The following is a 14,491-nucleotide window of genomic DNA, read 5'->3' as shown; positions in this document are numbered from 1 at the left end:
ACCCAGGCCGATGCCGACGCCCCCGACCTGTGGACACGCTGGTATGCCCGGCGCCACCCGGCCGACGCCGAGCGCAATGCCGCCAAGCTGGCGCGTGCCATGGACGGGCTGGAGGAAAGCTATGAGGCCGAGTTCCGCGTGCGGGACACGGAAGGCCGCTGGCGCTGGCTGATGTCGCGCGGCACCGTGTCGCGCCGCGACGCACAGGGCAGGCCCACTGCATTGATCGGCATGGACGTGGACATCACCGCCCACCGCGCGGCCGAGGACGCGCTGCGCTCGTCCGAAGCCAAGTACACCACCTTCTACCAGACGCTGCCCGACCCGGCGGGCATATCGCGCATTTCGGACGGCCGCTATGTGGACGTGAACCCGGCCTTCTGCGAGGTGCTGGGCCGCCCGCGCGAGGAGGTGCTCGGGCGCACCTCGACCGAGCTGCAGATCTGGGCCACCGAGCAGGAGCGCAAGCGGCTCATCGAAGCCTTCAAGCGCGACGGCAAGGTGGACCGCCTGCCGCTGGTGGCGCAGAGCAACGGCGTGCGCATCCCGGGCCTGATGTCGGCACGCTCCGTGCTTGTGGATGGCGAGAACTGCTTTGTTTTCGTTTTCCACGACATGACCGAAGCCCAACGCACCAGCGACGAACTTCGGGCGCTGAACAACCAGCTGCAGCAGGCCGGCCGCCTGGCCCGCCTGGGCGCCTGGGAGGACGAACGCGGCAAGGGGTTGGTGTACTGGTCGGAAACGTGTTTTGACATCCATGGCCTGGACCCCGGCCAGCCGCCGCCTGGCGACTACATCGACCGGCATGTGGCACCTGCCTACCGCGAGGCGCTGCGCGAAAGGTTCCGCGAAAGCATTCGCTCGCGCACCGCCTGGAGCATGGAGATGGAGGTGCTGCACGCCGACGGCCATCTGCTATGGATACGCGCACGCGGCGAGCCCGTGATCGAAAACGGCCGGGTGGTGAGCGTGCGCGGCGTGATGCAGGACATCGACGAGGCCAAACGCGCCGAGCAGCGCCTGCGCCAGTCCGAAGAGCGCTTTTCGCGCATTTTCCACCTCATGCCCTACCCCATGGGGCTGTCCCGGCGCAGCAACGGCCAGTATGTGGACATCAACCCCGCCTGGGTCGAGATGCTGGGCATCCCGCGCAACGAGGCGATTGGCCGCACGGGCATCGAGCTGGGCATCTTCACGGCCGAAGAGCGCCGGCACCTTATCGATCAGGTGGACGCCAGCGGCCAGGTCAGCGACCACGAAATGACGCTGAACGTGCGTGGCGCCCCCCCCCGCACGGTGTTGCAGTCCATGCGCGCGACCGAATTCGACGGCGAGCCCTGCTGGCTGTTCTCGGTGCACGACATCACCGACCGCAAGCGCGAGGAGGAACAGGTGCGCGAGCGCGAGGAGCTGCTGTCGCTGACCTTCTCCGCCGCGTCGCTGGGGCGCTGGGACTGGAACCTGCAGACCGGCCTGGTCACGGGCGACAGCCGCTGGCGTGCCATGCGCGGCCTGGAGGCCCCTGGCAACACGCCCTTGTCGGTGCAGTGGGCCAACGCCGTTGCGGCCGACGACATCGAACGCATACAGGCTGAACTGGCGCGCCACACCACCAACCCGGGCACTCCATTTGATGCCACCTGGCGCGTGAATCCGCCCGGCGAAGCCACCCGCTGGGTGCGCAACCTGGGCAAGATCGTGGGGTTTGACAGCCAAGGCAACCCCGCCCGCATGCTGGGCGTGGCCATCGACGTGACCCCCCAGCGCGAGCAGGAAGTCATGCTGCAGCGGCTGGCGCTGTTCGATGCCCTCACCGGCCTGCCCAACCGCGTGCTGCTGGCGCGCAAGCTGCAGGAAAGCATGGACCTGGCCCGCGAGAACGGCACCCAGCTGGGCGTGGCCTACCTCGACCTGGACGGTTTCAAGCCCGTAAACGACCGCCTGGGCCACGGCGCGGGCGACCGCCTGCTGGTGGTGGTGGCGGGCCGCCTCACCCGGGCGCTGCGGGGCCTGGACTGTGTGGCCCGCCTGGGTGGCGACGAGTTCGTGATCCTCATGCCCGGGCTGGGCTCGGTCAGCGACTGCGAACGCCTGCTCGAACGCGTGATGGAAAGCATCTCGTCCCCCTACACGCTGGATGCCGAGCGGGTGGTCGTCACCGCCAGCATTGGCTACACCGTGTTCCCGCAGGACGACGCCGATGCCGACGCCCTGCTGCGCCATGCCGACCAGGCCATGTACGCCGCCAAACAGGCCGGGCGCAACCGCTTTCACCAGTTCGATGCGGAACAGGAGCGCTCGGTGCAGCTGCGGCGCGCCCAGGGCCGCCACCTGCGCGACGCGCTGGCAGACGCGCAGTTCACCCTGTACCTGCAGCCCAAGGTGGACATGCGCAGCGGCACTGTGGTGGGCGCCGAGGTGCTCTCGCGCTGGCAACACCCCGAACGGGGCCTGGTGCCGCCGGGCGATTTCCTGCCGCTGCTGCAGGGCACCGAGCTGGAGATCGGCTTTGGCGAATGGGTGGCCGAGGCCGCACTCACGGTGCTGGAGCAGCTGCAGGACCGGGGCCTGCCCATGCCGCTGAGCATCAACATCGCCGCCCAGCACCTGCAGCAGCCCGGCTTTGCCCCCTGGATGGCTCAGTGCCTGGCGCGCCACCCCAAGGTGCCCACCCACCTGGTCGAGATCGAGATCACCGAAAGCGCCGCGCTGTACGACCTGTCGGCCGTGGCCGCCACCCTGACCGAGCTGCGCGCCATGGGCGTGACCGTGTCGCTGGACGACTTTGGCACCGGTTACTCCTCGCTCACCTACCTGCGCCGCCTGCCCATGGACACGCTCAAGATCGACCAGAGTTTTGTGCACGGCATGATGGGCGACCCCGGCGATCTGGCCATCGTGCAGGGTGTGATCGGCCTGGCCCGCTCCTTCGGCTACCGCGTGATCGCCGAAGGCGTGGAAACCGTGGAACAAGGCCAGATGCTGCTGCAGCTGGGCTGCACCCAGGCCCAGGGCTACTGCATCGCCCGGCCTATGCCGCTGGAAGACTTCATCGGTTGGACGCCGGGGTGGCAGCCGCCTGCGGGGTGGCAGCGCAGCCGGCCGGTGTGAAATTTGGCGTGATTATCAGGCTTAATACTAAAAAACCTATAAGCCCCTCAGTCGTTCTCAATTGCAAGTTGGCTCGAAAATTATAGCCATTTGCACCAGAGGTATCGTGGTTGCCTATTTTAAAAAATATGGCGGGATCCAGGTCTGGATGGAGGTGACAAAATGGCAGCTGCGCCCGAAAATGACTCTTCAAAACACCTAAAATCTTTAGAAAAGATGCAGGTGGATGCTGAAGAACTCGGCTGTATTCAATGCATTAATGAGCTCAGGCGAACCATGTACGCAACACCAGCAGGCTGGGCGCTGGTTGTTTTTCTGGTCCACAACATTGTTCCGTGGCGTGATGTGTTGATATGGTTAGGTATTTTTGTGCTTGGCTGGTGCATAAACCTTTGCATGTTGCGTTATGCACCCAAAGAGCCCAGCCGGAAAGTGCAGCGCAAGTTCTGGTTGTCGGCTACCGCTGTACTCGATGGTTTTTGCTGGGGATTGATCGTGCTTTTGCTTATGACCCACGATCATCGGCTTGACGCATGGCTTGTAATAGTGTTGTGCGGGATTGTTTCCGTAAATCTGCCAACCTATATCACGTATCCCAGGGCATTTCGAGTTCTGGCAACGTCCATATGGCTGACTGCTGTGGCCTCAGCGGCCATACATGGCAGTCGGCTAGATGCAGCCCCGCAGTTGGTTTTTGCGCTTATGGCGTATGTGGTTGCGCTCATTTACACAATACGCCCCATTTCTACCCGCGTCATCGAAGGTATCAGACTGCACTTGGAAAATGCGGCTCTCACTGAGGATTTGCGGCAGTCTCTTGATCATGTTAAGCACCAAGCGAGTACCGACTCGCTGACAGGTCAACTCAATCGCCGAGCTCTTGATCAGGAACTGGATCGATTGATCACCGAAGGAAATAAGCAGGGTTTTGTTTTTTCACTATTGATTCTAGATATCGATTTCTTCAAGCGAATCAATGACACACATGGCCACGATATAGGAGACCAAGCTTTGCGGTCTGCTGCACAAAGAATCTCCAGCCAATTACGACAGGGAGATCTGAGTGCTCGGTTTGGTGGGGAGGAGTTTGTGGTGCTACTCCCGGCTGCCGATTTGAGACTGGCATGCAATGTTGCCGAGCGTATACGTGTGGCATTCACCGAGGCTCCACTTGCTACCGAACCTCCATTGGCAGTTACGGTGTCGATTGGAGTAGCCACACACAAAGCGGGCATGACTGCAGAGACCTTATTAAAGGAAGCGGACCGCGAGGTGTACATCGCAAAGAACAACGGACGAAACCAAGTCCGCCCGGCGAAGATCCATGAATAGCCTTGTGCGTTTTAGATTCGTGCAACAGTCGCCAAAAGTGGATCTTGCAATGCGCGCTCTCAGCCCACCAGCTCCTTCACCTGCTGCAGCGCCGCCGGGTCTTCCATCGTGGTCAGATCCCCCGGATCACGCCGCTCGGCCACGGCCTGCAGGGCGCGGCGCAGCAGCTTGCCGCTGCGGGTCTTGGGCAACACCGTCACAAAGTACACGCGCGCCGGCCGGGCCACGGCGCCGAGCTGGCCGTCCACCTGTTTCATCACCTCGCCTTCGAGTTTGAGGCGCGCAGCGTCGTCTGTCAGGCCCGAGGCATCGCGCGCCACGGCAAATGCCATGGCGACCTGGCCCTTGAGGCTGTCGGCCACGCCCACCACGGCCACTTCGGCGATGTTGGGATGCGAGGCAATGCTTTCCTCGATTTCGCGCGTGCCCAGACGGTGGCCGGCCACGTTGATCACGTCGTCGGTGCGGCCCAGGATGAAGTGGTAGCCGTCGGCGTCGCGGATGCCCCAGTCAAAGGTGCTGTAGATCAGGCGGCCGGGGATGCTCTTCCAGTAGGTGTTCACAAAGCGGGCGTCGTCGCGCCACACGGTCTGCATGCAGCCGGGAGGCAGCGGGCCTTCGATGGCGACCACGCCCTTCTGGTTGGGCCCGGTCAGTTCCTCGCCCGTGGCCTCGTCGAGCAGCTTGACGTGGTAGCCGTAGACCGCCTTGCCCGGGCTGCCCCAGCGCGCGGCGTTGGCTTCGATGCCGTTGGCCACCGCCAGGATGGGCCAGCCGGTTTCAGTCTGCCAGTAGTTGTCGATGATGGGGATGTTCAGCGCCGCGCCAATCCAGCGTGCCGTGGGTTCGTCCACCGGCTCGCCCGCGAGCCACAGGGCCTTGAGGCTTTTCACGTTGTATTGGGTGAGGAAAGCCGGGTCCTGCTTTTTCAGCACCCGCACCGCCGTGGGGGCCGAGAACATGTGCGTGACCTGGTACTTCTCGACAATGCTCCACCACACACCCGCATCGGGCCGGATCGGCAAGCCCTCGTACAGGATGGTGGTCATGCCGGCCAGCAGCGGCCCGTAGATGATGTAGCTGTGCCCCACCACCCAGCCGATGTCGCTGGTGGCGAAGTACACCTCCCCGGGCTTGGCATCGAAGATGTGCTTCATGCTGGCGGCCAGCGCCACGGCGTAGCCGCCGGTGTCGCGCTGCACGCCCTTGGGCTTGCCCGTGGTGCCGCTGGTGTACAGGGTGTAGCTGGGATGGGTGGACTCGACCCACTCGCAGGGCACCACGGTGTTCAGGTGCTGCTCGCGCAGCGGCGCCCACTCATGGTCGCGGCCCGGCTGCAGGTGCATGGGGGCCAGGCCCCGGTTCACCATCAATACAGCGGCGGGCTTGTGTTTGGAGAGCGCAATGGCCTCGTCCAGCAGCGGCTTGTAGGGCACCACCTTGCCACCGCGCGACCCGGCATCGGCGCTGACCACGGCCACGGGCTCGGCGTCTTCGATGCGTGAGGCCAGCGAGCCCGACGCAAAGCCGCCAAACACCACCGAGTGCAGCGCGCCAATGCGCACGCAGGCCAGCATGGCAAAGGCAGCCTCGGCAATCATGGGCATGTAGATGAGCACGCGGTCGCCCTTCTTCACGCCCAGGCTTTGCAGCACGGCCGCCATGCGCTGTACTTCAGCATGCAGCTCGGCAAAGCTGTAGCTGCGTTCGGTGTCGGTTTCGGTGGAGATGGCCACCAGCGCCGCCTGGCTGGCGCGCGCGGCCAGGTGGCGGTCTACCGCGTTGTGGCACAGGTTGGTGGTGCCGCCCACAAACCATTTGGCAAACGGCGGGCTGCTGTAGTCGCACACCTGCTGGGGCGGCGTCTTCCAGTCGATCAGCTTCGCCTGCTCGCCCCAGAAGGCGTCGCGGTGGTCGATGGACTGGCGGTAGAAGTCGGCGTAGGTGCTGTGTGCGGTCATTGTGGGTGTCTCCTCGGCATCTCTCTCGCCCTGCCAGGACAGCAGGTTTTGAATTCATAATTATTCATGACGGGCTTGCGGCAAACTGACGTTGCGGCGCTGAATGCACTGTGATCAGCGCCTTGCTCCTGCTGCTGCGCCACGTATCCTCAAGCTCTCCCGCCCCTTGCACGCTGGCCACGCCAGTCCTCCCCCGCCTTGTAGACCTTGAAGCATCTCGCGCGCAAGGATTCTTTGGCTAGAACGATATCAAAAATAGAAATATATATTTCACAAAGTAAAGCATATACTTCATTCATGTGGTCCGCCCTCATCATGACTCTGCCTACACAGCCCAACGCCGTACGGCTGCGTGTGTGGCGCAGTCTCAAGGCACTGGGCTGCGCCGCCCTGCGCGACGGCGCCTACCTGCTGCCGCAAGAACACGCAGGCCTGCTGGCCCCGATTGCAGCCGAGGTGCGGGAGCATGGCGGCACGGCCATGGTGCTGACCCTGACGGCTAACGACACCACACAGCGCCAGGAAATCGAAGCGCTGTTCGACCGCACCGAGGCTTTCATACAGTGGCGGGACACAGCCACCACCTTGCAGTCCGAGCTGCCGCAGCTCACCGAAACCGACGCCCGCCGCCGCCTGCGCAGCATTGCCGACGCGCTGCAGACGCTGCACCGCACCGACTACTACCCCGGAGCCGCCGCCGCACAGGCCGACGCCGACCTGGCCAGCCTGCGCCAGGCACTGGACGCTTGCTTCTCACGCGGGGAGCCCGCCGCCCTGCCCGCCCATGGCATCCCGCGCCTGAACGCAACCCAGTTCCAGAACCAACGCTGGGCGACCCGCGCCCGGCCCTGGGTGGACCGCCTGGCCAGCGCCTGGCTGATTCGCCGCTTCATCGACCCAGGTGCACAGTGGGTGTGGCTGACAGACCCGGCCTCAGCACCCGCCGATGTGCTGGGCTTTGACTATGACGGTGCCCGGTTCACCCATGTGAGCGCCCTGGTGACCTTCGAGGTGCTGATTGCCAGCTTCGGGCTCGAAACCGACCCCCGCCTTCAGCGCATGGCCCGCGCCGTGCATTACCTGGACGCGGGAGGCATGCCCGTGCCCGAGGCCGCCGGGCTGGAGGCTGTGCTGGCTGGCCTGCGCGAAGTGCATGCCGACGACGACACCCTCACCCAGGTCGCCGCACAGGTGTTTGACGCCTTGTATGCCGTGCCCCCGCCGCCCCCACCCTCACCATCCACTGTGCCCGGCGCCGCCCCATGACCCCCCACACTTCTTCTGCCGACGTCCCCGTCGCGCTGGAACGCCCCGCTCCCGCAACCTTTGGTGCGGCCTTCCTATTCTGGCTCAAGCTGGGCTTCATCAGCTTTGGCGGGCCAGCGGGCCAGATCGCGATCATGCATGCCGAGCTGGTGGAGCGCCGCCGCTGGATCAGCGAAAAGCGCTTTCTGCATGCCCTCAACTACTGCATGCTGCTGCCCGGCCCCGAGGCCCAGCAGCTGGCCACCTACATCGGCTGGCTCATGCACCGCACCTGGGGTGGCATCGTGGCCGGGGCCTTGTTTGTGCTGCCCTCGCTGTTCATCCTGATCGGGCTGTCGTGGGTGTACCTGCGTTTTGGCGATGTACCGGTGGTGGCGGGCATCTTCTACGGCATCAAGCCCGCCGTGACGGCGCTGGTGCTGCATGCCGCGCACCGCATCGGCACCCGCGCTCTCAAGAACGGCTGGATGTGGGGCATTGCCGCTGCGTCTTTTGTCGCCATTTTTGCGTTCGACACGCCCTTCCCCGCCATCGTGCTCGCGGCGGGCCTCATCGGCTACTTTGGCGCGCAGCGCTGGCCTGCGGTGTTCGCCCTGGGGGGCGGCCATGCCAATGGGCACCAGGGCTACGGCCCGGCTCTGATCGATGACGACACCCCCACACCCGCCCACGCGCGCTTCTCGCGCAGCCACCTGGCCAAGGTGCTGGCGGCGGGGCTGGCGCTGTGGCTGACAACCATGGGCTTGCTGGTGGCTACGCAGGGCTGGCAAGGCACGCTCACGCAGATGGGCTGGTTTTTCACCAAGGCTGCGTTGCTCACCTTTGGCGGTGCCTATGCCGTGCTGCCCTATGTGTACCAGGGCGCGGTGGAGCACTACCAGTGGCTCAGCGGGCCGCAGATGATCGATGGCCTGGCGCTGGGCGAGACCACCCCGGGCCCGCTGATCATGGTGGTGGCCTTCGTCGGTTTTGTGGGCGGCTGGCTGCAGCAGGTGTGGGGCCCAGATGCGCTGTTTGCAGGCGCCGCAGCCGCCGCCACCGTGGTGACTTTCGTCACCTTCCTGCCCTCGTTCATTTTCATCCTGGCGGGTGGCCCGCTGGTGGAAGCCACGCACGGCAAGCTCGGCTTCACCGCGCCGCTGTCGGCCATCACTGCCGCCGTGGTGGGTGTGATCCTGAACCTCGCGCTGTTTTTTGCCTACCACCTGCTCTGGCCCCAGGGCTTTGGCGGGGCGTTTGATGCCGTGTCGGCAGTGATCGCCGTGGGCGCACTGGTGGCGCTGTTCCGCTTCAAGCTGGGGGTGATGCCGCTGCTGGGCCTGTGCGCGGCGGTGGGGCTGGCAGTGACTTTCCTCAAACCCTGGCTGACCTGAGCGGCCATCCCCTCCTCCCGAAGCCCCGCCATGCAAGCACGTCCTCAAGCCCTTCCTTTTGACCCGGCCACACTGCTCGGCCTGTCTGAAAAGCTCCTGCGCAGCCACCACCAGAACAACTATGGCGGCGCGGTGGCACGGCTCAACGCCATCCGGGCGCAGCTCTCGGGCCTGGACTTTGCCTCCACGCCCGGCTTTGCCATCAACGGGCTCAAGCGCGAGGAGCTGATCGCCAGCAATTCCATGCTGCTGCATGAGCTGTACTTCGCCAGCCTGGGCGGCGATGGTGCTGCCCCCGCACCCGCCATGCTGCTGGCGCTGGCGGCCAACTTTGGCAGCGTGGAGCGGTGGCGCGAGGAGTTCGTTGCCATGGGCAAGGCATTGGGCGGCGGCTCTGGCTGGGTGTTGCTGGTGTTCCAGCCGCGCGAGGGCACGCTCGTCAACCAGTGGGCCAGCGATCACACCCAGGTCGCGGCGGGAGGTGCACCCATCCTCGCGCTGGACATGTACGAGCATGCCTACCACCTTGACCACGGTGCCGCAGCGGGTGCCTATGTGGATGTGTTCATGGCAAACATCCACTGGGCCGCCGTCTATGAGCGCTACCAGCATGCGGTACACGCCGCGAGCGAAGGGCTGCAAGCGTCCATCCAGGACGCGCAAGCGGCGGCGCAACTGATTGATGTGCGTCGCGCCGGTGTGTACGAGGCGGCCACCACCGCCATCCCCAATGCCCGCTGGCGCGACCCTGCCGCCATCGACACATGGGCCCCGGAGCTGTCTGCGAGCGAAGACGTGGTCGTGTATTGCGTCTATGGCCACGAAGTCGGCCGCTCGACTGCGTTGCGCTTGCGCGCAGCGGGCTTCAATGCACGCTTTCTCCAAGGGGGCATAGACGGCTGGGCCGCCTCCGGCAACGCGGTGTGTGCCAAGGCAGAGGCGCTGCGGGCGGGGTGAATCGAAGGCGGCGATGAACCGAATCGCCGGTGGGGTTTCAGCGGCGCGCCTCTCCCACCGCCTCTGAGTTGATTTGCTATTATTTCAATAGCTATCAGCGCTTTATGGACGCGCGGTAGAGGCTAAAAATCCCCCAATTATTTACTTGATCAGCCCCAGCACATCCTTGAACGCCGGGTGCTCGCAGCTGCCCAGCCATTCAAACGCCACCATCTCGGTGGTCACCAGCTCGGCGCCTGCGCCGGCCAGGCGGTCGAAGGCGGCGTCGCGGTTGCGTTCGGTGCGCGAGCCGCAGGCGTCGGTCACCACCCACACTTCAAACTCGTCGTCGATCAGGTCCAGTGCGGTCTGCAGCAGGCAGACATGGGCTTCGCACCCGGCAATGACGATGGTGCCGCGCTCTGCCGCCAGCGGTGCGGGCTTTTGCAGGTGCTTGGGCAGGCTGCGTGCGTTGCCGCCCTGGGGCTTGGCCGGTGGGCGCAGCCATTCGCCCAGGCCTTCTTCGGCGGCGCTGAAGTGCATCTTGGCCAGGGTCTTCTGGCACAGGGCACGCAGCGCGGCGTCGTTGGCGCCCAGTCGCGAGGGGTTCTGCTCGGTGCCCCACACGGGCACGTCCAGCATGCGCGCAATCTCGGCCAGGCGGCGGGCGTTGGCCAGCACGGCGGGGCCCTCGTGGATGGCGGGCATCAGGCGCTCCTGGTAATCGACCAGGACGAGTTGGGATTCGGTGGCGTCAAGCAGCATGGTGGGACCGTTTCTGTATTCGTTGAATCGCTGTGCGGGCGCAGCGAGGAAGGCAATGGCGCATTGTCGCAGCCCGAGCCCGGGGTTTTCAGGTACGTAGGACGGGCTGCAGCGCCGTGGCCAGCTGCCCGGCCATGGCCACGGCGTTGCTCGGGTGCGGGATGCAGTCCGTGCTCCACACCTCCCCCACCCCAGCTTCATGCAGCACCTGCAGCGCATCGCCTGCAAACAGCGCGTGCGTCACAGCCACATCCACCGAGGCGGCACCCGCCTGCAGCAGCAGCCGTGTGGCCAACGCCAGCGTGCGGCCGGTGCTGGCCATGTCGTCCAGCAGCACCACGGCCCTCCCCAGGGCGTTGAGCGCGGGCAGTTCAATGGCCACATGGCGGTCGCCATGGCGCACCTTGGTGCAGACGGCATGGTCAAAGCCGTGGCGCGCGGCGGCCTGGGCGATCCACTGGGCGGATTCGTCGTCGGGCCCCACCAGCAGCGCGTTCGTGCGGCGTTCAGCAATCAGATCGGCCAGCGGCTCGGCACCGCTGAGCACCACCGTCTGCTGCACCGGAATGGCCTGCTCCAACCGGTCGATGCGGTGCAGGTGCGGGTCCACGGTGATGACGGCGTCGAACAGACCGGCCAGAAACCCACCCACTACCTGCTGGCTCACGGCCTCACCGGGGTGGAAGGCGATGTCCTGCCGCATATAGGCCAGGTACGGCGCCACAAGCGTGAGGTGCTGCACGCCGAGTTGGCGGGCCGTGCGTGCGGCCAACAACAGCTCCACCAGCTTTTCGTTGGGCTGGTGCAGGCTGCGCAGCAGCACGGCGTGCCGTGGCAGGCGGGCAGTGGTCTCGTTCACCGGCAGGCGCAGCTTGAGTTCGCCATCGGGAAAACGGTGGCGTTCGATGGCCTGGGCAGGCAAACCGGCGGCCTGCGCCAGGCGCAGCGCAGGCGCGGCTTCGTCATCGAAATACAGCACACAGGGGGCTTCGGGCGGTGTCATGGTCAGAACTCCACAAACACGCGTGGCACCTCGTCGGCCGTGCCCAAGCGGTAGCCGCTGTCCCGCTCGCACGCATGGCGCGCAAACTCCAGGTCGGCCGGGTAGCTGGCGTGCACGCGGTACAGCAGGTCGCCAGCGGCCACGGTGTCGCCCAGCTTGTGCATCAGGTCCACCCCCGCGCCCGGCACCTTGGGCGCCCCGGCCAGGCGGGCCACGCGGGCGATCTGGTAGTTGTCGATACCCGCCACCACGCCGCTGGCGGGTGCGACCACGTCCAGCGTGAGGGCTCCGAGCGCCGGGCGGTTGTGGTCGAACCCCGTGCTGCCCTGGGCGGCGATGATGGCGTTCATGCGCGCCAGTGCCCGGCCCGAGTCGAGGATGTCGCGCGCGATCGCATAGCCGTCACCGCCGCGCACATCGGGGTCGCACTCAATCAGGCGCCCGGCCAGGCGCAGCGCCTTTTGCCGCAGGTCGTCGGGTGCGCGCGGGTCGTTCTGCAGCACGCGCATCACGTCGCGTGCCTCCAGCACCGGGCCCACGCCGTTGCCCACGGGCTGGCGGCCATCGGTGATGACCACGTCCAGCGACAGGCCCATGCGCCGTGCCACATATTCAAACAGGCGGCGCAGGCGTTGTGCGTCGGGCATGGACCGCACCTTGGCCGTGGGGCCGATGGGAATATCGAGCACCAGGTGGGTGGCTCCGGCGGCCACCTTTTTGGAAAGGATGGACGCCACCATCTGCCCGGCCGAGTCGATGGAGAGTGGCCGCTCCACCGAGATCAGCACATCGTCGGCCGGCGACAGATTGGCCGTACCGCCCCAGGCCAGGCAGCCCCGGTGTTCGCGCACGATGTCCGCCAGTTGCGCAAGCGGCAGCTCCACCTTGGCCAGCACCTCCATGGTATCGGCCGTGCCAGCGGGCGAGGTGATGGCGCGCGAGGATGTCTTGGGGCACAACATGCCATGTGCCGCCACGATGGGCACCACCAGCATGGTCGTGCGGTTGCCGGGAATGCCGCCAATGCAGTGCTTGTCCACCACCAGCGGTTCGTGCCAGTCCAGCCGCCGGCCGCTGGCCACCATGGCGTCGGTCAAGAAGAACACTTCTTCCCGGTCCAGCTCACTGCGGTGGCAGGCCACCACAAAGGCGGTGAGTTCGATCTTGGAATACCGGTGGTCGGCAATGTCGCGCACGATGGCGCCAAAGTCTTCGCGGGTGAGGCGCTCGCTGGCGATCTTGCGGAACAGCGCGCCCATGGACTCGGGCGGTTCGGCCTGGGCCACCGACACGGTGTGGCCGTTGTCCACGCCCAATTGCGCAAACGCGTCTTCCGAAAGGCCCAGCTCCTGGCAGCCCACGATGGCCGGGTCGTCCACCACGTTCACCGTGGCCAGGATGCGGCGGCCATTGGCGCGCACCTCGATCTTGGACAGGGCCTGGAAGCCCTCGGCCCGGTACACGGCGCAGTCGCGGTGCAGGTAGGCCACGTTCTCGCGCCAGGTGTCGATGGCCACGCGGCGCAGGGCCAGCTGGGACCGGGGTGGCGCGTCGGCCGGGGCAGACACAGGAGCAGAAGCAGGGGCGGGAGAGGAAGGCTCGGCATGCATGGCGCCAGCCTAAACCCAAAGCGCTGGCAGACACCTAGTGAACACCCCGCGCCAGCGCGTTGGTAAGGCGAAAACTGCGGGCGGCATGACCTGGGTCAAGCCGCCCTGCTATCGCCGTCAGTCGGGCTGCAGGCGCAGCAGCCGCCCCTGGGGGCTGTCGGTCACCATATAAAGAAGGCCGTCCGGGCCCTGGCGCACATCGCGGATGCGCTCGCCGTTGCCTTGCAGCAGTTTTTCTTCGCGCTGCACCTTGCCGCCTGCCACCTCCAGCCGGTGCAGCGTGCCAAATTTGAGCGACCCCACAAACAGGCTGCCCTGCCAGGCCGCGCCATAGCGCGCGCTGGTCAAAAACGCCATGCCCGAAGGCGCGATGGAAGGCGTCCAGTGGTGCAGCGGCGGCTCCATGCCCGCCTTGGCCGTGCCTTCACCGATCTTGCCGCCGCCGTAGTTCTCGCCAAAGGTGACCACGGGCCAGCCATAGTTGCGGCCGGGCTGGGGCAGGTTGATCTCGTCGCCGCCTTGGGGGCCGTGTTCGTGCATCCAGAGTTTGCCGTCCGGCCCCAGCGTGGCGCCCTGGGGGTTGCGGTGGCCGTAGCTCCAGATCTCGGGCAAGGCGCCGGGCTGGCTTGCAAAGGGGTTGCCAGGGGGCACCGCACCGTCGGGAGTGATGCGGATGACCTTGCCGTGGTGGTTGTCCAGCTTTTGCGCATCGTCCTTGCGGTGGTAGCGCTCGCCCAGGGCCACCAACAGATTGCCGTCCGGGGCCTGCACGATGCGGCAGCCAAAATGCAGCGCACTTTCAACTTTGGGGCGCTGGCTGAAGACCACGCGCACGTCCTGCAGGCTGCGCGCATCGGCTGCCAGGGTGGCGCGTGCCACGGCCGTGCTGTTGCCCGCTCCGCTGGCTCCGGGTTCTGAAAAGCAGAAGTAGATGCGCCGGTTGCGCACAAAGTCGGCATCCGTCACCACATCCAGCAGGCCGCCCTGCCCGCCTGCTGCCACCGGGGGCACCCCGGCCAGGGCTGGGCCCACCTGGCCGGTGGCGCTCACCACCCGCATGCGCCCCGGGCGTTCGGTGACCAGAAACTGCCCGTCCGGCAAAAAGGCCAGCGCCCAGGGGTTGGCCAGACC

10 protein-coding genes are annotated in these 14,491 nt (G+C 65.9%); 5 read left to right on the top strand and 5 right to left on the bottom strand.

Annotation, left to right across the window (positions count from 1 at the left end):
• Both AC07Z7_RS23265 and AC07Z7_RS23260 read left to right on the top strand, forming a co-directional pair.
• Window positions 1-3,114, top strand: a 3,114-nt coding sequence (locus tag AC07Z7_RS23265) for an EAL domain-containing protein (protein ID WP_494767809.1), incomplete at its 5' end; no start/stop codon positions are given.
• Window positions 3,115-3,276: 162 nt separating this feature from the next.
• On the top strand, window positions 3,277-4,446 hold the full coding sequence (locus AC07Z7_RS23260) for a GGDEF domain-containing protein (protein WP_494767808.1): 1,170 nt from the start codon (window positions 3,277-3,279) through the stop codon (window positions 4,444-4,446).
• 59 nt (window positions 4,447-4,505) lie between these two features.
• Here the strand turns inward: AC07Z7_RS23260 and AC07Z7_RS23255 are convergent, their stop codons facing one another.
• Window positions 4,506-6,407, bottom strand: coding sequence for a propionate--CoA ligase (locus AC07Z7_RS23255; RefSeq protein ID WP_494767807.1), 1,902 nt, complete (start codon window positions 6,405-6,407; stop codon window positions 4,506-4,508).
• A gap of 315 nt (window positions 6,408-6,722) precedes the next feature.
• Between AC07Z7_RS23255 and AC07Z7_RS23250 the strand changes: the two genes are divergently transcribed.
• Genes AC07Z7_RS23250 through AC07Z7_RS23240 form a run of 3 tightly spaced genes read left to right on the top strand, consistent with a single transcriptional unit; the run spans window position 6,723 to window position 10,003 of the window.
• The gene (locus AC07Z7_RS23250) at window positions 6,723-7,673 is read left to right on the top strand and encodes a chromate resistance protein ChrB domain-containing protein (RefSeq protein WP_494767806.1); all 951 of its coding nucleotides are present in this window, start codon (window positions 6,723-6,725) and stop codon (window positions 7,671-7,673) included.
• Window positions 7,670-9,046, top strand: a complete 1,377-nt coding sequence (gene chrA, locus AC07Z7_RS23245; RefSeq protein ID WP_494767805.1) for a chromate efflux transporter — start codon at window positions 7,670-7,672, stop codon at window positions 9,044-9,046. Before AC07Z7_RS23250 ends, chrA begins: the two co-directional genes overlap by 4 nt.
• A gap of 30 nt (window positions 9,047-9,076) precedes the next feature.
• Window positions 9,077-10,003: a Fe-Mn family superoxide dismutase gene (locus tag AC07Z7_RS23240; protein ID WP_494767804.1), complete on the top strand. Its 927-nt coding sequence runs from the start codon at window positions 9,077-9,079 to the stop codon at window positions 10,001-10,003.
• Between the two features lie 141 nt (window positions 10,004-10,144).
• On the opposite strand, the gene AC07Z7_RS23235 is transcribed toward AC07Z7_RS23240, so the two are convergent.
• From AC07Z7_RS23235 to AC07Z7_RS23220, 4 genes are all read right to left on the bottom strand, one after another.
• A complete protein-coding gene (locus AC07Z7_RS23235; protein ID WP_056062923.1) occupies window positions 10,145-10,747 on the bottom strand; it encodes an isochorismatase family protein in 603 nt (200 codons plus the stop codon).
• Window positions 10,748-10,835: 88 nt separating this feature from the next.
• Window positions 10,836-11,750, bottom strand: coding sequence for a ribose-phosphate diphosphokinase (locus AC07Z7_RS23230; protein WP_494767803.1), 915 nt, complete (start codon window positions 11,748-11,750; stop codon window positions 10,836-10,838).
• Window positions 11,751-11,752: 2 nt separating this feature from the next.
• Complete coding sequence (locus tag AC07Z7_RS23225; protein WP_494767802.1) at window positions 11,753-13,360, bottom strand: thymidine phosphorylase family protein; 1,608 nt, start codon at window positions 13,358-13,360, stop codon at window positions 11,753-11,755.
• A gap of 117 nt (window positions 13,361-13,477) precedes the next feature.
• A partial coding sequence (locus AC07Z7_RS23220; protein WP_494767801.1) for a PQQ-dependent sugar dehydrogenase occupies window positions 13,478-14,491 on the bottom strand: 1,014 nt, incomplete at its 5' end.

The sequence above is a fragment of the Acidovorax sp. GW101-11A03 genome (assembly GCF_059424825.1).
Note: the sequence above shows the minus strand (reverse complement) of the source record. Positions and strands in the feature narration are given on the sequence as shown.